This is a genomic window from Bradyrhizobium frederickii, from assembly GCF_004570865.1.
Taxonomy (GTDB): Bacteria; Pseudomonadota; Alphaproteobacteria; order Rhizobiales; family Xanthobacteraceae; genus Bradyrhizobium; species Bradyrhizobium frederickii.
Genome location: NZ_SPQS01000027.1, coordinates 1 through 21046 on the forward strand (window position 1 = coordinate 1; position 21046 = coordinate 21046).

Below are 21046 nucleotides of genomic sequence, written 5' to 3' on the forward strand. Positions count from 1 at the left end.
GGCCCCAGCCGTGGCTGCAGCTCCGCCGCCTCCCGCTCCACCCCCTGCACCCGCGCCGGTTCAGGCGGCGGCGGTCGCTCCGCCCGCCCCGGCCGCCGCGCCCACGCGCGATCTCAATTCACCTCTCGGCGTCTGGCTCACCGAGGAGAGGGAAGGCAAGGTCCGCATCGAGCAATGCGGCAGCAATCTCTGCGGCTATTCGGTCGACAGCAAATCGAACCAGAACGGCGAGCAGGTTCTGATCAACATGAAGCCCGGCAAGGACCAGAAATGGTCCGGCCGCATTCTCGATCCGAACTCCGGCTCGACCTACGATTCGACCATCGCGATGAAGGGCACCGATCGCCTGCGCGTGCAGGGCTGCGCCTTCGGCGGCATGTTCTGCGGCGGCCAGACCTGGACGCGGGTGAACTGAGCAGCGCCGATTGGATCGAAGCCAACATGGCGCAGCCAGGCTGACGTTTATGCGCCGGACAACCGCGATCGGCAACGCGACTGCCACGACGGCAGTCGCTGTCACCGCCAATGAGAGCGCTGCGGCCCTCCTGTCATCGGGCCGCGCAATTCAAACCCTCCATTGTGAACCATTTCATATCTGCCCGCCCGTCGTTGCTTCTAGTCTGGATTGAAAGCCAGACTATTTGCCACCGTCATACACCGCTATTGGCACCGTTTCGCCGAGACGCGTAGACTCGAAACGAGTCATTCCCCCGACCTCGTTTCGGCGCCGGTAGTTGCGTAAGCGAGCGAGGTTGTTATGGAGGAACTCCGTGCGACACCATCGCTAGTCTCGGGTGACCGGGGCCCCCACTCGCTGATGTCGGAGCAAGGCATCAGGCGGCATGTCATCGGCGCACTCCGAGGTCGGCAGACGAGCCTGACCACCGCGCTTCAGCCTCTGGTCCAAGAGCAAGCGCGGATGCTCGTTTCGGAATTTGGTTTCGACGCTCAGACCGTCGGCAAGATCCTGCAATCGCAAAACACCATGCTGAGCGTCTTGTCGGATCGGTATGACGCGCTCGACGAAGCCGCACATTACAGCGAGATTCCCTTCGTCGAACTGGCGCACGACGGCCGCATCGTCTATTCGAACGCGGCATTCGACAAGCTCTTGCCCGGCAGACGCGGCGTTCCCTTCTCCGGCCTGTTCGGATCACGTGCAGCCGACGTGTGGATGGCCCTCCGGGCCAACCACAACTCGAGCTTACGCGCAGACATCCAGACCAACGACATGGTTCGTCAGGTCAGAGTCGAAATTGGCCCGCTGCGCGACGAAGATGGCATGCCGGGCAATTACGCGCTGCTTCTCGACCAGAGCGCCGAACAGAGCCGCCTCGATGCCCTGCAGGATGGCGTGCTCCGCACCGACTTGATCGGCAAGATCCGATTCGCGAACGAGCGCGCGGTTCAGGTTCTGGGATTCTCGGAATCAGAACTCAGGGAGATGCCGCTCTCCCAGGTGTTCGGACCCGATGACGAGGGAACGACGAACCTGTTCGGCGAATGGATCACAAAGCAAACGGGTTTCTCGGGTTTCGTTCGGCTGCGCCCAAAAGACGGGCGTTCCATTCTGGCGAGGGTGAGCGGAACGCCCTACATGGAAGCGCCGAACAGTTCGGCGGGGCTATTGGTGCTGTTCGCTCCTCTTGCCGAAGATCGCGCGCGCCAGGAGCTCAAGACAATTCTCGCCGAGCACGATGATCCGCAAGAGATCATCGAGGCAACGCTTCAGGCGATCGGCAAGGTCATCCCGTTCGAAATGAGCACGTTCGGGGTCTACAGCGACCTCAACGACTTTTGGCGGGCGCTCACGATCTTTCCAAAACCCAGCTGGGAGTGGAGCACGCGTTGGTTCAAGGTGCCACCTGGCGTGATCGAGTGGCTCGAGCAGGGCAAGACGTGGGACAACAATCTGGCCGCATTCGTCGAGAGCCGCAATCCCGAGGAAAAGGACAATCCGGTAAGCAAGGCCATCATCGCCGACAAGTTCGAGTCGATGCTCGTATTGCCGATACGCAAGGCGGGAGGCCGGTTTGGAAGCTCGCTGGCTCTGCTGTCCCGCAAACACAAATACACCCCTGCCGATCTACGCACGCTGCAAAATCTCGGCGTCGAGGAGATATTGCAGGCCGCCGACGCGGCCATGGAACATGCGCAGGCGCGCGCCTTGCGCAAACTCAAGGATGATCTGAACAAGGCACCGAGTGCGCGCGCCATCGCCGAGCTGCTGGCCACCGGCACGACGCAATGCCTGGGCTGGGAATATGTCGGCGTGTTCCGGATCGATCGCCTGCGCGGCAAGTTCGTGTTGGTCGCCGAGCACGTCAAGAACGACCGCAACCTGCTCGTGAAGGCGGCCGGCCGCAAGGCCGAATACACCCAGGAGCTGTCCAGCGGCATGCTTGGCAGCTGCCTGGCAGAACGGAACATTCTTGTCGTCCCCGACGTCAGCGATACCGAGCGGAACTACGGCTTCATCAAGACCGCCCCCGATCAACGTTCGGCCATGACGGTCCCCCTCCTCGTGAACGGCAAGATCGAGCTGATCCTGGACATGGAATCATCGGAGCTGAACGCGTTCCGTGGGCCCGATCGCGACGCGGCAAGCGGCCTCGCCGCCGACTGTGAACAGATCTTTGCGGCTCGCTGGCACGAAGCGATCGAGCATGCGCTCATGAACAGAATCGAGCAGGCGGCCGTCATCGTGGATGCTGTTGGGACGATCTGCCACATCAATGGTGCGGCGGCCAACATCTTCGGCCGCGCGCGTGACAAGAAGCTCTCGACATTTGGCGCCCGGCATGAAGATACGGCGCAATTATCGGAATCCGGGATCCAGCACCGTCTTCGTCTACACCTGACGATCGGCGATGCGCCGCGCACCGAACTGACGGTTCTCGCAAGCCGCGAGCCGTTGAACGACGATTATGGTCATCAGCTCTGGCTGTTCACCAGCCTTGCCGATCAAAGTCGGGAGAGCGACTGGGGCTATCTGGAGGAGACTGTCACATCCGTTGCGCGCGAGACGCGCGCCCCGCTGTTGATGGCTGACGGCTTGCTGCGCGGCGCAGCGTCGCTCCTGAGCAAGCCAGAGCTCATGCAGAATTGCGCCGGTCTGCTCGAGCAGGCCGCCAACCACCTGCTCAAGGCCGATCTGACTTTCGAACGGCTGTCCGAGCGTCTCGTCGTGCAGCAGACGCCGCAGGAAGTCCCCGAGCTATTCGACGCATTGGAAGTGCTCTATCACGAGGTCGAGGGCCTTCCAGTCGAGGATCGCGACGCGATTCACTTCGTCGACGAGATTGCGACGCGCCGCCCCCTGCTGGTCAAGGGATGGACGAAGCGGTTGAGCTTTGCGTTTCGCTCTGCCCTCAGCTCCCTGCTGTCGTTGCGTATCACGCCGAACGACAAATTGACCGTGACGATCGCGGAACGACCGCAGCATCACCTCTCGGTGTCCATGCGCTTGCCCGCAATGATCGCCGACACCCTGGCTCCGTCGGCGGCGGACCCGATCGAGCAGAGCCAGCACCGGGCACGGCAGATGGCCAGCGTCGCGGTCGAGGCGATACGCAAGGCGGCCGAGCAGCACGACGGCACTCTGACCGATTTGGACGGCGCAGGCTTCGAGTTCAACCTGCCATTGTGCGCGCAGGAGGCACCGGTATGACAGCCAAGATCGCGATCGCCACCGCGGAGGCAAACATGTTCGAAACGCTGCGGGCGCAGCTGCTCGCGGCGGGAGTGGCCATGGAGGAATTGTACGACAAGCCTCTGATGACCCCGGACCAGACCAACGAGTGGCTCGTCGCGAATGAGACCGAGCTGCTCGTGCTCGATGCCCGGCTGCCGACCGACCCGACTGCCGTCTACGACACACGTACGACTCTCGGCGCGAAGCACGTGCTCAACACCGTCGTTTTGGCCCAGGACCCGCACACTTCCGTGCTGGTCATCGCGCCCTCGTTCGGGACCTGCACGGACCTGGAGGAAGAGTGCCGGGCGGCAGGCAATGCGTTGATCCTGCCGATGGATGCGCTGCAGCTGCACCGGCACCGGATCTTGCGCCCGTTCATTGCAATGCTCACCGGTCGTCCGGACGAGACGAATGCGATCCCGGGCGCGTTCCGCGTGGTCGAGATCGAGATCCATAGCGCCAAGGTGGAATGTCGGCTCGGAACGGGCGAAGACGGCTCCTCGATGCTTCGCTGGAACACCATCAGCGACCTCGATGACCTCAAGTCCGCCGCTCAAACCTATGCGCGCGACGAGATGCCGCCGAACAATTGGCTCGGCCAGACGCGTGACGTTGGAACACGCCTGTTCAAGAGCTTCGTCGTCAAAGCGATCGGAGAACATCTGTTCTCGCAGATCGAGAAGTCTGCAGGCGGGCTGGTAGGATTGTCGTTCCGGTTCGTCATCAGCGACGCAGGCTTTTATGCGGTGCCCTTCGAGGCGAGCGTGCGTTACCTCTCGGAGGAAAATGGGCCATTCGTGCTGCTCTATGCGCCGATTGTCCGGCGCATTCCGTTCTTCGTCCGTGGAAGGGCCAGTGAGCGAGCGCGGATCAGTCCGGGCGCGAAGCTGATGTTCGTTCGCTCTCAGATCGGCGAACATCCCGATTTGAAGCTCGACAGCGCGATCTGCGACGGCAAGAGGTTCGACAAGCTCGGCAATATCGATGCCGAACTTCAGCACGTGGAAAAGCTGGGCGCCGCAGGCTGTTTCGATTTGAAGATCGTCAATTTGTCGGATGCCCCTCCGGGCGAGGCCGCCTCCTATTTGCTGAAGCAGCTGGACGCATTCCGGCCAACCATTCTCCACTACGCCGGTCACGCCTGGAGCGATGGCCAGCAAACCGCGACCCTCGTCCTTCCCGGGATGAAGCCAGAGCAGGCGGTCGGGCTGAAACTGGACAGGGTGGCGGCCTCCGACGGCCTTTCAGCGACGACGCTGGTCTACCTCTCGGCCTGCCGTGGCATCTCGAAGGGCTGCGTTCAGCAACTGGTGATGAACGGAATCCCCTATGCGCTGGGCTTCCGATGGAATGTCGAGGACGAGCGCGCGCCGCAGTTCGCCAAGGAGTTCTATGACGAACTGTACCGGACGCGGTCCGTTTGCCTGGCGTTCCGGAAAGCGTGCCGCGCATCGTGGGAAAGCCTGAACTACGACGAGGAAAGCCCGATCTGGCTTTCTCCGATCCTGCTGGCGCAATCGACCGATTGGGCAACACGCTGCCACTGAGCAGCTCGTAGTGGAAAGAATGTCATGACAGTCTGGGCCACACTCAAGAACGTCGTCGACCACTGGGCGAGCCGCGAGCTGCGGCGCCCCTATGTCGGCTACGTCGCTTCGACCGGCAATGGGATCACGGCGGGACAGACCTTCGTGCCCGAAGCGAGCTACTTCGGCGTGCGTATGGTTGAAATGGGCTTGCGCGAAGGCGGCAAGTTCTTCAACTCGTTCCTCCCGCTCGGCGTCGTGCTCACCGAGTTCAGCTTTGGCGACGGGCGCCAGCGCCGTCCCACGATCTTGAGCAATGACGAGATCGCCGCTCAACTGAAGGCAGCCGGTGCCGCTCCGGGCTATGTCGACTTCAGGAATATCTATGCCGTCAGGCGCGCGCCCATGAAGCAGGACAATCTGTCTCTGTTCGTCGGGCTCTTCCGCCTTCCGTTTCACGATGTCGCACAGCAGGTCCTGCAACTGGCCGCCGACCTGACGACGCAGACCGGCCTCGCGCCGGGCGTTTCCGACGGGTTGCGTGTGGCTGAAAAGATCTACGACCGGGTCGCCGGCCTCTTCGGACTCAACATCGTCACGCCGTTGTTCTCGTATGCCGACGGCAATGCGCTTGGTCGCAGCGGCTACCTGCTGGTTGCAGGTTCCGATCTCGAAGAAGCGGTCGCCAAGCGGTTGGTGGTGACCGACGACCGCTTGCTGCTGGACGGCCAGCGTGTGTCTGGACTGGACTATTGCCTCCTGGCCGTCGAGTTCACGGCCAGCCTGCTGCCCGACGGGCCGGACTCGATCAACCCTCTCACGCAGCTCGGATTTCATCGACACTGGCAGGGTGTCGCAGGCAGCATCATGAGGCGGGAGTTGGAGCGCGCGGACGAGCAGATGCTGACTCTGCGCGCCGAGGTGATAACGTCGCCCGAACTTGCCGAAAACGATCGTCTCGTGGCGATCGGCGCCTACCAGACCAGCTACGACAAGCTCGTGGAGCGCGTGACGCCGAAAAATGCTCACCGCGGCTGGGAAAAGGCAATTCTGGGCGCCCCCAACGACAAGACGATCGCCAAGCCGGCCGTGACAGAGCTGCTGAAGGGCATGCAAATCCGCCTGCTCACCGGCATCAGGGATGCCCCGGAGGATCCCGACAAGCTGTTTGCGTCCGAGGCCTTCGCATTGCGAAAAACAGTCGGCAAGACTGCTCTGGTCGACACCGACTCCGCCGTCGCGCTGGCGCGCGTGATTGATCGCGCCGCGGCAGCAAGGTGACGGCACGAACCAGCCGTTCCACGGCTTTGCCCGGCTGACGGGATGGCGCCCGGACACGGTCCTCGCCGTCACCGTCCGGCCGAATGCGTGACAGTCCTCACATCGGCCCGCCCCGCCTTGTGACACGCTACCCCGCAGGTTCAGCCAATGGGACGTGTCATGCGATATCTTTGCAAGGGTATTTTTGCCGCGATCTGGGCCGTCGCCCTGCTCTGCGGACCGGCGAATGCAGCATCGACCAGCTTCGACGGCGCCTGGAACGTGCGGATCTCGTCCTCGAGCGAGACCTGCGGCAATGGCGCCACCGTCGCGATCGGCATCAACAATGGTCAGATCGCATCGAGCAGCGCGGCCGTGTCGGCGTCAGGCCGCGTCGCCGACGCCGGCAGCATCAATGTCACCTTGAGCACCGGCATCAAGCGTGCCGTCGGCTTCGGCCGGCTCAGCGGCACGTCCGGCTCCGGCACGTGGCGCGGCGCGCTGTGCACGGGCACGTGGACCGCGCAGCGGATGTAGCTTGCCGTGTCCCGGACAAGTGGCAACGCGAAAGCGTTGCCGCGCAGAGCCGGGACCCAGTACGCTTCGCGACAAGGCAGCTCTGGGTCCCGGATCGGCGCCGCATCGCCTTACGGCGCCGCGGCTTGTCCGGGACACGAGGCTCTAGCCCAGCGCTACGCCGTACTCCGCGTCGGTGACCGGCTCGAGCCAGGTCGAGTACACACCGTCGAGCGCCTCCTGCATGGCGATGTGGCACATGCCGTTGGTCGGCGAGGCCCCGTGCCAGTGCACTTCGCCCGGCGGAATCCAGACGGTGTCGCCGGGACGGATTTCCCTGACGGGGCCGCCCTTGGTCTGGACTCGGCCGACGCCGGAAATCACGTAGAGCGTCTGCCCGAGTGGATGATGGTGCCAGTTGGTACGGGCGCCGGGCTCGAACGCAACACGCGAGCAGTTCAGTCGCGCCGGCGCGGGTGCCATGATCACGGGGTCCTGCCACACGGTGCCGGTGAAGTTTTCCTTGGGCGCGCGGCGGGTCGGCCGCGTGCCTGCAACAGTGATCTCCATGGGATTACCTCGCTTGCTTCCCGGTTACTTCTTGCTGGCGGCGTAGCGCGCCTTGGTTTCGGCGTTCATGGGATAGAGGCCCGGCAGCACGGCGCCGTTGTTCACCTCGTTGACGATCCAGGCCTCCATGCGCTCCTGCTCGACGCCCTCGTTGAGCACGTGCTCGAGCATCGCCTGCGGGATCAGCACGCAGCCGTCCTGGTCGGCGACCACGATGTCGTTCGGAAATACGGCAACGCCGCCGCAGCCGATCGGCTCGCCCCAGCCGACGAACGTGAGGCCCGCAACCGAGGGCGGCGCGGCATAGCCGTCGCACCAGACCGGCAGATTGGTGCCGAGAACGCCCTCGACGTCACGCACCACGCCGTCGGTGACCAGCGCGGTGACGCCGCGCTTGACCATGCGGGCGCACAGAATGTCGCCGAAGATGCCGGCATCGGTGATGCCCATGGCATCGACCACGGCGATACAGCCCTCCGGCATCGCCTCGATCGCGGTGCGGGTGGAGATCGGCGAGGACCAGGATTCCGGCGTCGCCAGATCTTCGCGCGCCGGCACGAAGCGCAGTGTGAAGGCCGGCCCAACCAGGCGCGGCAGACCCGGGCGCAGCGGCCGCGCGCCGCGCATCCACACATTGCGCAGGCCCTTCTTCAGCAGGACCGTGGTGATGGTGGCGGTGGTGATGCCGGCGAGGGTCTTGCGGGCTTCAGGGGACAGCGACATGGAAACAGACGAGCTCCGAGGTGCGGGAAATAACGCGCGCATCTTGCGATCCGCAGCCCCTGCGTCAAGAGCCAAGAGGCGCGCAATAACGCAGGGCCGGTGGGCCTTTATGCGACGCGATAACAAGGCTTTATCGCCTCCCCCTGCATTAATTTATTGGACTTGCGGGCGCATTTACGCGAAGCAGGGGTGACGCGGAACTCAAAGCTCGAGCCCGCGCTTTCCAAAGCCCGATTCCGACAGCTCTTCGACAGCTCAATGGCCGCGACGCTTCCCCCGCCCCGCCTTCTGCCCAGTGGCGACAGCGCCGTCACGGTCGAGTTCAGCCGCACCATCGACGAGGACGCCAACCAGCGCGTGCTGGCGCTGGATAAGGCGCTCGCGGCAAGCCCCATCGACGGCATCACCGAGACCGTGCCGACCTATCGCTCGCTGCTGGTGCACTACGACCCCTGTCAGATCGGTTTCGACGCGCTCGGCGAAAAGCTGCTTCCGATCGCGATCCAGCCGCCGCCGCCCGTGACCAAGGCGCGCCGCTGGCGCATTCCCGTCGCCTATGGCGGCGAGCACGGCATCGACCTCGACGATGTCGCCAAGGCGCTGAGCACCACGCCGGACGACATCGTCGCCCGGCATGCGGGCGGCGACTACAAGGTCGCCATGATCGGCTTCACTCCGGGCTGGTCCTATCTCAGCGGCCTCGACAAATCGCTGCATATGTCGCGGCGGCAAAATCCGCGGCTGCTGACGCCGGCCGGCACGATCTCGATCGGCGGCGTCCAGGCCGGAATCCAATGCCTGGCGGCGCCGAGCGGCTGGCATCTGCTCGGCCGCACGCCGGTGCGCACCTATCAGCTCCACCGCAATCCGACCTTCCTGACCGAACCCGGCGACCGCGTGACGTTCTTCGCCATCGACCACAAGACGTTCGAGGAGCTGGACCGCGCGGCGGAAGCCGGCGAGATCATCGCCGAGCAGGTGGACGCATGAGCCGGCTTGTCGTCGCCAGCATCGGCCCGGCCAGCTCCGTCCAGGACGGCGGCCGCCTCGGTGCGCAGCGCTACGGCCTGACGGTAAGCGGCGCGATGGATCGGCTGTCGCTGGCTGCGGCGAACACGCTCGTCGGCAACGCGCCGTTCGCGGCCGCCGTCGAGATCGGCCCGTTCGGTGCCGCCTTCACCGCCCGTGACGGCGCTGTGCGCGTGGCGATCTCAGGCGCGCCGCGCAACGCGGACGTCGCCGGAAACCCGGTTGCCATGGACACGTCAGTGACGCTGAAGGACGGCGAGACGCTGACGCTGGGCTTTGCCCGCGGCGGCGCTTTCACCTATCTCGCGATCGAAGGCGCCATCACCGGCGAACTCGTGTTCGGCAGCCTCGCGGTGAATGCCCGCGCCGGCCTCGGCAGCCCCTACCCGCGCCCGCTCCAGGCCGGCGACGAGTTCAGCGTCGCTGCCGCGAGCGGCGCAAGCGAGCTGCGCATCGAATTGCCGAGGCCGTTGAGTGGGCCGATCCGCGTTCTGCTGGGGCCGCAGGACGACGAGTTCGACGATGCCAACAAGGCGCTGTTCCTCGGCAGCGAATGGAAGATCTCGGCGACCTCCGATCGTATGGGCTACCGACTGGAAGGTCCCGCGATCAAGCATCTGCACGGCCACAACATCGTCTCCGACGGCACCGTCAACGGCAGCATCCAGGTGCCCGGCAACGGTACGCCGATCGCGCTGATGATGGACCGCGGCACCTCCGGCGGCTATCCCAAGATCGCAACCGTGATCACCGCCGACATCGGTCGCCTCGCGCAGACCTCGGCGGGAACGGCGTTTCGGTTCAAGGCCGTCAGCATGGCCGAGGCGCAGGACGAGGCGCGAAAGTTCGCGCAGGCGATCCGGACCCTGCCCGATCGCCTGCGCGCGGCCGACACCGTGGCGCTCAACATCGAGGCACTCAGCGATGCCAACGTGGCAGGCCATGCGGTGAACGCCGTCGATGCCGGCACCTGGCAGGTCACCGCGGAGCCCTAGACGCAACAACAAGACCGGAAGGCGGAGAGCACCCATGAAGACGATCGATCTCAATTGCGACCTCGGCGAAGGTTTCGGCGCGTGGGAGATGGGCAACGACGCCGCCATGATCGAGCTGGCGAGCTCGGTCAACGTCGCCTGCGGCTTCCATGCCGGCGATCCCGATATCATGCGGCGAACGGTGGAGCTGGCGAAGGCGCGCGGCGTCTCGGTCGGCGCGCATCCCGGCTATCGCGACCTGCACGGGTTCGGCCGCCATCCGATCGCGGGGCTCAAGGCTTCCGAGATCGAGAACCTCGTCGCCTATCAGATCGGCGCACTGCAGGCGATCGCGACCGCGGCTGGCCACAAGGTCACGCACGTGAAGGCGCATGGCGCGCTCTCCAACGTCGCCTGCGAGGACGACATGACGGCTAGGGCGATCGCCGCCGGCATCAAGGCGGTCGACCCCGGCCTGATCTTCGTCGTGCTCGCCAATTCGAAGCTGGTGAAGGCCGGCGAAGACGCCAACCTGCCGATGGTGCACGAAGTGTTCGCCGATCGCGCCTATGAGGACGACGGCAACCTCGTCTCGCGCAAGAAGCCCGGTGCGGTGCTGCACGATGCCAAGGCGATTGCCGAGCGCGTGGTGCGCATGGTGCAGGACGGCGCGGTGGTCTCGGTGACAGGCAAGGTGATCAAGATGCGCACGGACACGGTCTGCATCCACGGCGACACGCACGGTGCCGTGGAGATCGCGCGGACCTTGCGCCAGGCGTTGAAGGCGGCGCGGATCGAGGTCGCGCCGTTCAAGCGCGGGTGAGGCACGAAACGTGCCGTAGGGTGGGCAAAGCGAAGCGTGCCCACCAAACCGAAGTCGTATGTTGAGAGATGGTGGGCACGGCGCGAGTGCGCCTTTGCCCACCCTACGAGAGCTCTAAAACGGATGCACCGAGAGCGTGCCGAACACGATCGCCGCGATGACCGCAAAGGCGCTGTAAAGCGCCAGATGATGGGCATTGGCCCGGGTCTGCCGCGAGAGCGAGCGCGCGTAGAAGTGCAGTCTGGCTTCCGCCGATAGTTCGCGCATGGTCGATCTCCAACGCCCCATTTGCGGGAGTATGAGGGATCAACCAGGGCGGGAGGCAAGATGGTGGCGCAAATAGCGATGCGCCTCCTTCGAGGCGGCCCTCTCGCAGACGTAAATTCTCTTAAGGTTCGGGTTCCGAGAATCTTATTCGTTCAAATCCGAGCCAGTCGGAACCGCCAAATGACAGCGGAATGGCAACTCTCGTAGGGGTGGGCAAAGCGAAGCGTGCCCACCACCTGTCTCAATCAGGAAGAGATGGTGGGCACGGCGCGCGAAGGGCGCGCCTTTGCCCACCCTACGGCGCCTACGCGCCGAGCAGATCGAAGCAGGTTTCCTGCCCCTGCCCCCACTGCGCCTTAATAGACATCCGCCTGGAAGCGCCCGGTCTTCTTGAGCTCGGCGACGAAACTGACGGCCTCGTCGGTCGAACGTGCGCCGAATTGGGCGACGATGTCGACCAGCGCGCGCTCGACGTCCTTGGCCATGCGCTTGGCATCGCCGCAGATGTAGAAATGCGCACCTTCGGCAAGCCACGTCCACAGCTCGCGACCGACCTCCCGCATGCGGTCCTGCACGTAGAACTTCTTTTCGCCGTCGCGCGACCAGGCCAGCGACATGCGCGTGAGCAGACCCGAGGTCTTCATCGCATTGAGCTCCTCCTGGTAGAAGAAGTCGCAATCGCTGCGCTGATGGCCGAAGAACAGCCAGTTCTTGCCGGGCGCGCCGGTCGCCTTGCGGTCGAGCAGGAAGGCGCGGAACGGCGCGATGCCGGTGCCGGGGCCGACCATGATGATCGGCGTCTTGGGGTCCTGCGGCAGGCCGAAGCCGTGTGCCTTCTGCACGTAGACCTTGAGCTTCTCGCCCTCATTGATGCGTTCGCCGAGGAAGGTCGAGGCGACCCCGAGGCGCTTGCGCTTGCCGATGACGTAGCGCACGGAATCGACGGTCAGCGACAGCTTTCCGGGCGTCGCATTGTGCGACGACGAGATCGAGTAGAGCCGCGGCTGCAGCGGCTCGAGCGCCTCGACGAAGGCCTCGGGGTGCGGCCGCGTGCCGGAAAACTTCTGCAGCCCGGCCATGACGTCGAGGGTAGCGGCATCGCCATCGGGGTCCTCTCCCTGCGCCAGCGCCCGCGCCTTTTCGCGCGCCCCGCCGCCGGTGATGAAGGAGATCAGCTCGAACAGGCTGTCGGGCGCCGGCGACAGCGAGACGTCGTCGATCAGCACCTCGCGCAGCGTCTTGCCGTTCACCTTGGTGGTGTGGGAGGCACCGAGCAGCGCGATGATCTGGTCGACGAGACCGACATCGTTGCGCGCGAACACGCCAAAGCTGTCGCCGACGACGTAGTCGAGCTTGCTCTCGGAGAGATCGAACTCGACGTGATAGGTTTCCTTCTCCGACTTCCCCTTGTTGAGCAGGCGGCGCGACAGGAAGGTCGCAGGCACAGGATTGTCGCGTGAGCGGCCCGGCTCCGCGATCGTCACCGTCACGGCCGGCGCCGGAGCGTCCGGCTTGTCCGCCGCCTTGGCCGCCGGGGCCTTGTCGAGCTCCTCGTAGAGCGACTTCAGCATCCGCGCGGTTTCCTTGCCGCCGGGGACACAGAGGTTGAGCCGCGCTTCGCTGCGGCTCGCGATCGCTTCCGAATAATCGTGGCAATTGTAGCCGCACTGGCCGCAATCCTGCTGCGCCATCGCCGCCATCATCTTGCGGCGCACCGGCCGTCCCTCGGCGAGCTTCATCCGCTCGACGATCGGCATGGTCTGGTCATGCCAGGGCGCTTCGCCGTCGTCACCGTCGCCGGCCGCGCCTTGCATGACGGCGGCGCCCTGCTCGGCCGACAGCGGCGCGGCGACATCCGGCGACAGCAGCCCGGCAAAGAAGCCGTTCAGCCAGGAGCGCTGCGCATCGGAGAACGGCGCACTGGCGGGAATGATATCGAGCTTGGGCGGAGGGGTGATCTGGTTCATGCGGACACCTGTGCATCGGCAAGCTTGCGCAGCGTTTCGCCGTCATGGCGGCGCGCGAAGGAAAGGAAGGTTTCGTCAGGCGACGAGCGATGGGCGATATAGGCCTTGAGCAGCGCCTCGACCGTCTTCGGCGCGTCCTCGGCTTTAAGGTCGTGATAGACCTCCTGTCCGACGTCGGCGTCCGGGCCGAATCCGCCGCCGGTGAAGAGGTGATAACCCTCGACCGTGTCGTCCTCGTTGACAGGCACGCGTGCGCCGATCAGGCCGATATCGCTGATGTAATGCTGCGCGCAGGAATGATGGCAGCCGGTGACGTGGATGTTGACCGGCTTGTCCATCGCGACGCGCGGCTCGCACCAATCGCCGATCTCGGCGGCATGGCGCTTGGTATTCGCTGCGGCGAAGCGGCAGCCGGCATTGCCGGTGCAGGCGATCAGGCCGGCGCGGATGTGCGAGGCCTCGACCGCGAGCCCGATCTGCTTGATCGCCGCAATGGCAAGCTCGACGTTCTCGTCGCGCACGCCCGATATCAGCAGGTTCTGCCAAACCGTCAGCCGGATCTCGCCGTCGCCGAGGTCGTGCGAAACCTTGGCCAGCCCCCGCATCTGGTCGCTTGTCAGCTTGCCGAGCGTCAGCGACACGCCGATCCAGTTGAGACCGTCCTGCTTCTGCTTGTGCACGCCGACATGCGCCATGCGGTCGGCGGCCGGCCGCGGCGCGAACGCCTCCTCCGGCACGCGCGTGAACGGCGTCTTCAGCCGCTCCTCGACCAGCTTGAGGAAGCCGTCATGGCCCATCGCGTCGAGCACGTATTTCAGCCGTGCCTTGTTGCGGTTGGTGCGGTCGCCATGGTCGATGAAGATGCGCACGATGGCGTCGGCAACGGCAGTCGCCTGCTCGGGCTTGACGATGATGCCGGAATATTTCGCAAAGTCCTTGTGGCCGGTGATGCCGCCGAGGCCGAGGCGGAACCAGACTCCCGGCTCGACGCCGAAACCGTCCTTCACCTCATACGCCGTGAACGCGATGTCGTTGGTCTCCTCCAGCACCGCGATCCTGCCGGCCCCGTCGAAGGCGACGTTGAACTTGCGCGGCAGGCCGTAGAGCGAGCGGTCGTTGAGGATGTGGTAGTGCCATTCGCGCGCATAGGGCCGCGTGTCGAGGATCTCCTGCGGATCGATGCCCGCCGTCGGCGTCCCTGTTACGTTACGAATGTTATCCGCGCCGGAGCCGCGCGAGCACAGGCCGAGCTCCTGGATGCCCTCGAGCAGCTTGATCGCGTTCTTCGGCGGGATCTCGCGGAGCTGGAGATTGGCGCGCGTCGTGACGTGGCTATAGGGGCCGCAGAGCTCATCGGCGAGATCGGCGAGGCCCGACAGCTGCCAGTGCTTCATGATGCCGTTCGGAATCCGCAGGCGGCTCATGTAGGAGTCCTGCGTTGGCGCGACGTAGAAGATGCCGTAATAGCGCCAGCGGAAATTGTCCGCCGGGCTCGGCGGCGCATTGTCGAGCGCCTGCTGGCGCAGCCGCGGATAGGCGTCGAAGGGATGCTCGTCGCGCTTGAACTTCTCCTGGTCGGCGAGCTTCTTGCCCGCCGCGATCACCTTGTCCTGCGCCTTGATGTGCACGGCATCGGGGCCAACAGGCTCGGCATTCGCCTTGCCGGCACCGCCGCCCAGACCTCGCCCGACCCGGCTGATCTGCAGACCGGTCGTGAAGCCTTCGAGATAGCGTTTCTGCTCGTCGGTAAAGTCGACTGCGAGCGTATCGATTTTCATGGTCGGTAACGAAGCTCCTGCGGCCACCTTGGTGGCATCGACGGACATTGCGCGACCCGCGAGGACCGAGGCTGGCTCCAAGAGCCGGCTTCGCTACCCCAGCGGTCCGATCAGCTTCGTTGCTGCGGGACTCGGCTCAGCAGGCATCTGTGACAAGCTGGCCGCACTGCAATATTCAAGTTGCGTGCCAGCTTGACAGAAATGGAAAGCTTTGTGTTTACAGGCGATTACGCGCAGGCCCGGAAAATCCCGGCCCGTGCATTTTCACGAAATTCGTGCACCCTGGCCAACATTTGGGCAACGAATCCGCGTGCCCAAAAACGATGCAGGCCGAATCAGATTCGCCAGCGTCCCACCTCGAAGGCCTCGAGATGCCCCCGGATATTGGCGGGATCGAAGGCCGGGCCGGCGAACGCGCCGAACGCCGCGGCAGGCGGCTCGGGCGACCGCCGGCCGAGGGCCGCGTCGTACAAATCGGGCCTGAACACGGCCATCGCCGTCTTGACGCCCTCCGGCGTCAGCATCGTCTGCCCCCAACGCACCATCTGCGCATAGAGCCAGGCGGCCTGGACCGGATCGGGGCGGCCTGCCCCCTCCCGCCCCACCAGGAGATAGCGGCCGCTTTCGCGCAACGTGCCGTCAGGAGAAATCTTAAGGCGTCCGGTCAAGGTGCGCTGGATGACCTCGGCATCGACCCCGATCCGCTCGGGCTGCGCCAGGATCTGCGCCGCCTCGGTCAGGTTCGCCGGATTCTCGATGAACTCGGCCGCCTTCACCGCCGCGCGCACCAGGCTGGCGACCACGTCCGGATGCTTGTCGGCCCAGACCTGGCGAACCGCCAACACCTTCTCGGCGGCGCGGTCGAGGATGTCGGAGACGAAATGCAGGATGTGACCGATGCCGAGATCGACCGCGATCGAGTTCCAGGGCGCACCGACGCAGAACGCATCGACATGGCCATTGGCGAGGCTGTCGACCATGTAGGGCGGCGGCAACACCACGAGGCGCACGTCCTCATCCGGATCGACGCCGGCCGCGGCCATCCAGAACCGCAATTGGTAATTGTGGGTCGAGAACGGGAAGGTCATGCCGAAGGTCAGCGGTTCGGCCCCTGCCTTGCGCCTGATGGCAACCACCTTCGCCAGTGCTTTCGCCGTTACCATCGGATCGAAACGGTCGCCGTCGATCTGCCCCATCAGCGCGGCATGAAGCGCCGGCGACACCGTGATCGCATTGCCGTTAATGCCGAGATTGAAGGGCGCGGCGATCGGCACTTTGACATGGCCGAGCCCGAGCGAGGACGCGATCGCCACGGGCGCCAGAAGATGCGCGGCGTCGAACAGGCCGATATTGAGCTTGTCGCGGACGTTGGACCAGGAGACTTCGCGCACCAGTTCGACGTCGAGCCCTTCGGCGGCGGCAAATCCCTTGTCGACGGCGATGATCAGCGCGGCGGCATCGACCAGCGGAATGAACCCGATGCGAAGGGGGGCGGTCATTTCAGCATCTCCGAGGCGGTGATGATCGACTGCGCGATCTCACCGATTTTCTTCTTCTCGCGCATCGCAGTGGAGCGCAGCAGCACATAGGCCTCGTCCTCGGTCAGGCCTTTCACCTTCATCAGGATGCCCTTGGCACGTTCGATGATCTTGCGGTCCTCGAGCTGCGACTTGGTGCGCTCGAGTTCCTCCTGGAGCTTGGCGAAGGCGTTGAAGCGGGACACGCAGAGGTCGAGGATCGGCTTGATGCGCTCCTTCTTCAGCCCGTCGACGATGTAGGCCGACACCCCCGCCTCGACCGAGGCCTGGATCGAGGCGGAATCGCTCTGATCCACGAACATCGCGATCGGCCGTTTCACGGCGCGGCTGACCTGGAACATCGCCTCCAGCACGTCGCGGCTGGGGTTCTCCAGATCGATCAGGATGATGTCGGGGTCGACCGCATAAATACGGGCAAGCAGGCTCTGCATCTCGCTGATATGGACGACCTGCGTGAATCCGGCCTCCCGCAATCCCTCCTGCAGGATCGCGGCCCTGACAGGGCTTTCGTCGACGATCACGATTTTGGGCGACTGTTCGGCGCTCATGGCTCACTCACGGCAGGCGATTCATCCATAGCACGCCGGAACGCCCTGCAAAGGGTTGTAATTGTGGGCAATTGGGACTAGCTGAGGCCGGTCAATCAGGCAGATTTGGATATGGATCAGGCGGCTGCGCCCAAGGTCAGCTTCGTGTCGCTCGGATGTCCCAAGGCATTGGTGGATTCCGAGCGCATCATCACGCGCCTGCGCGCCGAGGGCTACGAACTCGCCCGCAAGCATGACGGCGCCGATATCGTCATCGTCAACACCTGCGGCTTCCTCGACAGCGCCAAGCAGGAATCGCTGTCGGCGATCGGCGAGGCCATGGCCGAGAACGGCAAGGTGATCGTGACAGGCTGCATGGGCGCGGAACCGGAAGCGATCGAGCAGGCCTATCCCGGCGTGCTCTCCATCACCGGCCCGCAACAATATGAGAGCGTGCTCGATGCCGTGCACCGCGCGCTGCCGCCCGCGCACAATCCGCATCTCGACCTGGTGCCGCCGCAGGGCATCAAGCTGACGCCGCGCCACTACGCCTATTTGAAGATCTCCGAAGGCTGCAATAACCGCTGCACCTTCTGCATCATCCCGAAGCTGCGCGGCGACCTGGTCTCGCGCCCGGCCAACGACGTGCTGCGCGAGGCCGAGCGCCTGGTCGGTGCTGGCGTCAAGGAGCTGCTGGTGATCTCGCAGGACACCTCGGCCTATGGCGTCGATCTCAAATATGCCGAGAGCCCGTGGAAGGACCGCCAGGTCCGCGCCAAATTTTTGGACCTCGCCCGCGAGCTCGGCGAGTTGGGCGCCTGGGTGCGGCTGCAATATGTCTACCCCTACCCGCATGTCGACGAGGTCATCGCGCTGATGAACGAGGGCAAGGTGCTGCCCTATCTCGACATCCCGTTCCAGCATGCGAGCCCCGAGGTCTTGAAGGCGATGAAGCGTCCGGCCGCGCAGGACAAGACGCTGGCGCGGATCAAGCGCTGGCGCGAGGAATGTCCGGATCTCGCTTTGCGCTCGACCTTCATCGTCGGCTTCCCCGGCGAGACCGATGCCGACTTCGCCTATCTGCTCGACTGGCTCGATGAGGCCGAGATCGACCGCCTTGGCTGCTTCAAATACGAGCCGGTCGCCGGCGCCACCTCGAACGCGATCGAGAACCCAGTGCCGGAAGAGGTCAAGCAGGAGCGCTACAATGCGCTGATGGCCCGCCAGCAGAAGATCTCGGCACGCAGGCTGAAGCGCAAGGTCGGCACGCGCCAGCAGATCATCATCGACGAAGTCGGCCCGACTGTCGCCAAGGGCCGTTCCAAGGCCGACGCGCCGGAGATCGACGGCGCGGTGTATCTCACGAGCCGCCGCCCCTTGCGCGTCGGCGAGATCGTCACCGCCAAGATCGAGCGCGCCGATCAGTACGACCTGCACGGCAGCGTCGCGGGGTTCTGACGCACTTGCGCGGCGACTACCACTCCATCACCGTCATCCTGAGGCGCGCGCTCTGCGGCGCATCCGCGCCGTAGGGCGAGCCTCGAAGGACGACGGCCCGGCTGCATCCCGGCCGTCATCCTTCGAGCCTCCGCTTGCGATGCGTCGGCATCGCAAGCCTCGCACCTCAGGATGACGGGGCGACATGCGGGTTCGCTACCCTCAAAATGACGATGTGGATGCTGTCAGGCCAGCCATTTCGGCACCCAGCGCTCGGGGCGCGGGGCACGGGCGAGATCGGCCTTGGCTTCGGACAGCAGCGCCGGCTCGCCGTCGATGGTCGGGCGGACATCGTATGCGAAGCTCGGCATGACGCGGCCGTCGGCATGGAGGCCGAAATTCATCGCGTACCACAGCCCAAGCTCTGGCTGCGCACGGCGCATCTCCTCGCGCAGATCGCGCAGCAGGGACTCGATCGATGCGGCCTCTTCGAACGGCTGCGGTCCGCGCGAGAGCACGCGCGCCTCATACTGCTTGCCGACGATCGCGACCTCGAAGCGGGTCTGGTCCCAGGGCTTCTTGCCTTTGGGCAGATGCGCCGCGAGCCGCCAGCCGAGCTCGGCCATCAGCCGATGATTGGCCCAATAGTCCTCGCGCTCCCGGCTCCACTTCTCCATGAAACCGCGGAAGTCGGGTAGCTCCGACGACATTTCCTCGGCCACTGTCGGCTCGCCCGGCGGCCGTCCGGCGAGCCATTGCGCGAGCTCGACCGTCTGGCACTCCACCTCCTCGCGCGGCTTCAGATCGCTCCAGGTGTCGTCGAATTGTTGCGACGTCAGTTTGGCGAGCAGCCCGTCGAGGCTCGGCGCCAGCAATTCGTAATCGCCCTCCGACCCCAGCCCGACGATCGGCGGATTGTCGCGGTCGAGACCTGCGCCGTACCAGCCGCCGACGGCCGAGCCATCCGGCAGCCGCATGAATAGCGAAAACCTGTCCCGCAAGGGACTGCCGTCGATGATCGGTGCGTGATCGGAGAACTGGCCTTGCAGCGAAAAGCAGCCGACGCAGCCCCACGGGCGCCCGTCGAGCCAGGCGGCAAAGTCGACCAGCAGCGGAGGCGCTTCGATGCCCGGCGGAAATGCGCCGCGAACGCTGTCGAGGTCGATTGGATAAGGCGTATCGGACAAGGCTGAAACTGTCTCGTTGGTCCCGCCCCTCTTGGTCTGAGCCGAGCTGCATCCGGTTCGAACCAATTCGCGTACCTCGATCACAAACGCGCCAGCGACGCGATGGTTTCTGCGGGCGCGACAATGAAATGACGGAAAACCAGCGGTATCCGGGAGCGGACCATGCCCGCCCCGATGACCGCATCGGCCTTGCTCGCACCCTTCGTCGTCGCGACTGCCGCGGCGCTACGTGCGCGACTGCCTGCGGAACGTATTGTGACACTATAGTGCATTCGCGCAGGGGTCACGGACTCGGCCTAACTCTGCCCGCGCATTTTCAACGCGAGCGAGGAACGAGGATGAGCCTCTCGGGCATGCTGCGCACACAGCGCTTCGACGATTACCGCTTCTACCATCAGAGCACCGTCAACCAGACATTGCACCTCTTCAGCGCCGTGATCTTCCTGTTCTGCTACGCGCTGCTGTTCGTAGACCCCGCGCTCGCCGGCATCGTCGGCTGGCTTGCGATGCTGACGCGGCAGACCGGGCATTTCTTCTTCGAGCCGAACGGCTATGACGCCGTCAACGACGTCAGCAACGAGTACAAGGAAGCGATCAAGGTCGGCTACAACCAGACCCGCAAGATCATCCTGCTGCTGGTATGGGGCAGCGCGCCGATCGCGCTGTATTTCCATCCGACGCTGTTCGGACTTTTCGATGCGCCGGCCGGGCGTCTCGACTTCATCCGGCACGTCGGCACGCTCTGGCTCGCGATCGGCATCGGCGGCGGACTGGCCCGCATGCTCCAGCTCTTCGTCACGCGCGACCTCACGACCGGCCTGGTCTGGGCGTTCAAGGTGCTGACCGACCCGTTCCACAACATCGCGCTGTACTGGAGATCGCCGCTCAAGCTGATGCGCGGCGAGCTCTTGGACACCGCGATTGCGGACGCGGATTGGGGCGAGGAGGATGCCGAGGAAGCCGCCCACCTCACCTGACCGATGCACGCCAGGCGGGTGTTCGGCAAAACGCCCGCTTGACAAGCCCTGCCATTCGGCTGTACGGACGCGCCCCATGATCAACCGGACCAACCAGCGCACCGCCATGCTCCGTCGTCGCTCCCGCGACGATGAGAGGGTGCGCCATGTCCGACGACGCCGCTGAACCACTAAAATTCAGCCGAAGTTTTCGAGAAGGCCGCACCCGCAAGGTGCGGCCTTTCTGCTTTTTGCGCCCGTTTTCCACCCG

18 protein-coding genes are annotated in these 21046 nt (G+C 64.8%); 10 read left to right on the forward strand and 8 right to left on the reverse strand.

What is annotated here, in order from left to right; all coding sequences use genetic code 11:
- The 5 genes from E4K64_RS33075 to E4K64_RS33095 form a co-directional block, all read left to right on the forward strand.
- A partial coding sequence (locus tag E4K64_RS33075; protein ID WP_135167085.1) for a DUF2147 domain-containing protein occupies positions 1-415 on the forward strand: 415 nt, incomplete at its 5' end.
- A gap of 504 nt (positions 416-919) precedes the next feature.
- Positions 920-3670 (forward strand): PAS domain-containing protein, encoded by a 2751-nt coding sequence (locus E4K64_RS33080; protein WP_167772383.1) that lies wholly within the window; start codon positions 920-922, stop codon positions 3668-3670.
- Positions 3671-3705: 35 nt separating this feature from the next.
- A complete protein-coding gene (locus E4K64_RS33085; protein WP_167772384.1) occupies positions 3706-5244 on the forward strand; it encodes a CHAT domain-containing protein in 1539 nt (512 codons plus the stop codon).
- A gap of 144 nt (positions 5245-5388) precedes the next feature.
- Positions 5389-6504, forward strand: a complete 1116-nt coding sequence (locus E4K64_RS33090; protein ID WP_135167088.1) for a hypothetical protein — start codon at positions 5389-5391, stop codon at positions 6502-6504.
- Between the two features lie 159 nt (positions 6505-6663).
- Positions 6664-7020 (forward strand): hypothetical protein, encoded by a 357-nt coding sequence (locus E4K64_RS33095; RefSeq protein WP_135167089.1) that lies wholly within the window; start codon positions 6664-6666, stop codon positions 7018-7020.
- Between the two features lie 144 nt (positions 7021-7164).
- Here the strand turns inward: E4K64_RS33095 and E4K64_RS33100 are convergent, their stop codons facing one another.
- Together E4K64_RS33100 and E4K64_RS33105 are read right to left on the reverse strand one after the other, a co-directional pair.
- The gene (locus tag E4K64_RS33100; RefSeq protein WP_135167090.1) at positions 7165-7569 is read right to left on the reverse strand and encodes a (R)-mandelonitrile lyase; all 405 of its coding nucleotides are present in this window, start codon (positions 7567-7569) and stop codon (positions 7165-7167) included.
- A gap of 24 nt (positions 7570-7593) precedes the next feature.
- Positions 7594-8292, reverse strand: a complete 699-nt coding sequence (locus E4K64_RS33105) for a ribonuclease activity regulator RraA (protein WP_028136365.1) — start codon at positions 8290-8292, stop codon at positions 7594-7596.
- A 258-nt stretch (positions 8293-8550) separates the two neighbouring features.
- Between E4K64_RS33105 and pxpB the strand changes: the two genes are divergently transcribed.
- The 3 genes from pxpB to E4K64_RS33120 are packed head-to-tail and all read left to right on the forward strand — an operon-like array spanning position 8551 to position 11118.
- Entirely contained in the window at positions 8551-9282 is a 732-nt protein-coding gene (gene pxpB, locus E4K64_RS33110) for a 5-oxoprolinase subunit PxpB (RefSeq protein ID WP_135167091.1), read from the forward strand.
- The gene (locus E4K64_RS33115; RefSeq protein WP_135167092.1) at positions 9279-10316 is read left to right on the forward strand and encodes a 5-oxoprolinase subunit C family protein; all 1038 of its coding nucleotides are present in this window, start codon (positions 9279-9281) and stop codon (positions 10314-10316) included. The genes pxpB and E4K64_RS33115 overlap by 4 nt, the downstream gene beginning before the upstream one ends.
- Positions 10317-10350: 34 nt before the next feature.
- Entirely contained in the window at positions 10351-11118 is a 768-nt protein-coding gene (locus E4K64_RS33120; RefSeq protein WP_135167093.1) for a LamB/YcsF family protein, read from the forward strand.
- 114 nt (positions 11119-11232) lie between these two features.
- Here the strand turns inward: E4K64_RS33120 and E4K64_RS33125 are convergent, their stop codons facing one another.
- The 5 genes from E4K64_RS33125 to E4K64_RS33145 form a co-directional block, all read right to left on the reverse strand.
- Positions 11233-11385, reverse strand: a complete 153-nt coding sequence (locus E4K64_RS33125) for a hypothetical protein (RefSeq protein WP_035677849.1) — start codon at positions 11383-11385, stop codon at positions 11233-11235.
- Between the two features lie 356 nt (positions 11386-11741).
- The gene (locus tag E4K64_RS33130; RefSeq protein ID WP_135167094.1) at positions 11742-13352 is read right to left on the reverse strand and encodes a sulfite reductase subunit alpha; all 1611 of its coding nucleotides are present in this window, start codon (positions 13350-13352) and stop codon (positions 11742-11744) included.
- Positions 13349-15130, reverse strand: a complete 1782-nt coding sequence (locus E4K64_RS33135) for a NirA family protein (protein WP_167772385.1) — start codon at positions 15128-15130, stop codon at positions 13349-13351. The genes E4K64_RS33130 and E4K64_RS33135 overlap by 4 nt, the downstream gene beginning before the upstream one ends.
- A 335-nt stretch (positions 15131-15465) precedes the next feature.
- Entirely contained in the window at positions 15466-16629 is a 1164-nt protein-coding gene (locus tag E4K64_RS33140) for a CmpA/NrtA family ABC transporter substrate-binding protein (RefSeq protein ID WP_135167096.1), read from the reverse strand.
- Positions 16626-17216, reverse strand: coding sequence for an ANTAR domain-containing response regulator (locus E4K64_RS33145; protein ID WP_135167097.1), 591 nt, complete (start codon positions 17214-17216; stop codon positions 16626-16628). The genes E4K64_RS33140 and E4K64_RS33145 overlap by 4 nt, the downstream gene beginning before the upstream one ends.
- Positions 17217-17327: 111 nt before the next feature.
- On the opposite strand from E4K64_RS33145, the gene rimO reads away from it, so the two are divergent.
- Complete coding sequence (gene rimO, locus E4K64_RS33150) at positions 17328-18653, forward strand: 30S ribosomal protein S12 methylthiotransferase RimO (RefSeq protein ID WP_135167098.1); 1326 nt, start codon at positions 17328-17330, stop codon at positions 18651-18653.
- A 224-nt stretch (positions 18654-18877) separates the two neighbouring features.
- On the opposite strand, the gene E4K64_RS33155 is transcribed toward rimO, so the two are convergent.
- On the reverse strand, positions 18878-19819 hold the full coding sequence (locus E4K64_RS33155) for a hypothetical protein (protein WP_167772386.1): 942 nt from the start codon (positions 19817-19819) through the stop codon (positions 18878-18880).
- A 338-nt stretch (positions 19820-20157) separates the two neighbouring features.
- Here E4K64_RS33155 and E4K64_RS33160 point away from each other — a divergent pair, with 338 nt between their 5' ends.
- Entirely contained in the window at positions 20158-20796 is a 639-nt protein-coding gene (locus E4K64_RS33160; RefSeq protein WP_167772387.1) for a hypothetical protein, read from the forward strand.
- Positions 20797-21046: the final 250 nt, after the last annotated feature.

Coding starts and splice junctions, on each gene's coding strand:
- E4K64_RS33080 (WP_167772383.1), top strand. CDS start 920: ATGCTCGTTTCGGAATTTGGTTTCGACGCTCAGACCGTCGGCAAGATC.
- E4K64_RS33085 (WP_167772384.1), top strand. CDS start 3,706: ATGTTCGAAACGCTGCGGGCGCAGCTGCTCGCGGCGGGAGTGGCCATG.
- E4K64_RS33095 (WP_135167089.1), top strand. CDS start 6,664: ATGCGATATCTTTGCAAGGGTATTTTTGCCGCGATCTGGGCCGTCGCC.
- E4K64_RS33100 (WP_135167090.1), bottom strand. CDS start 7,569: ATGGAGATCACTGTTGCAGGCACGCGGCCGACCCGCCGCGCGCCCAAG.
- E4K64_RS33105 (WP_028136365.1), bottom strand. CDS start 8,292: ATGTCGCTGTCCCCTGAAGCCCGCAAGACCCTCGCCGGCATCACCACC.
- pxpB (WP_135167091.1), top strand. CDS start 8,551: ATGGCCGCGACGCTTCCCCCGCCCCGCCTTCTGCCCAGTGGCGACAGC.
- E4K64_RS33115 (WP_135167092.1), top strand. CDS start 9,279: ATGAGCCGGCTTGTCGTCGCCAGCATCGGCCCGGCCAGCTCCGTCCAG.
- E4K64_RS33120 (WP_135167093.1), top strand. CDS start 10,351: ATGAAGACGATCGATCTCAATTGCGACCTCGGCGAAGGTTTCGGCGCG.
- E4K64_RS33125 (WP_035677849.1), bottom strand. CDS start 11,385: ATGCGCGAACTATCGGCGGAAGCCAGACTGCACTTCTACGCGCGCTCG.
- E4K64_RS33130 (WP_135167094.1), bottom strand. CDS start 13,352: ATGAACCAGATCACCCCTCCGCCCAAGCTCGATATCATTCCCGCCAGT.
- E4K64_RS33135 (WP_167772385.1), bottom strand. CDS start 15,130: ATGAAAATCGATACGCTCGCAGTCGACTTTACCGACGAGCAGAAACGC.
- E4K64_RS33140 (WP_135167096.1), bottom strand. CDS start 16,629: ATGACCGCCCCCCTTCGCATCGGGTTCATTCCGCTGGTCGATGCCGCC.
- E4K64_RS33145 (WP_135167097.1), bottom strand. CDS start 17,216: ATGAGCGCCGAACAGTCGCCCAAAATCGTGATCGTCGACGAAAGCCCT.
- rimO (WP_135167098.1), top strand. CDS start 17,328: ATGGATCAGGCGGCTGCGCCCAAGGTCAGCTTCGTGTCGCTCGGATGT.
- E4K64_RS33160 (WP_167772387.1), top strand. CDS start 20,158: ATGAGCCTCTCGGGCATGCTGCGCACACAGCGCTTCGACGATTACCGC.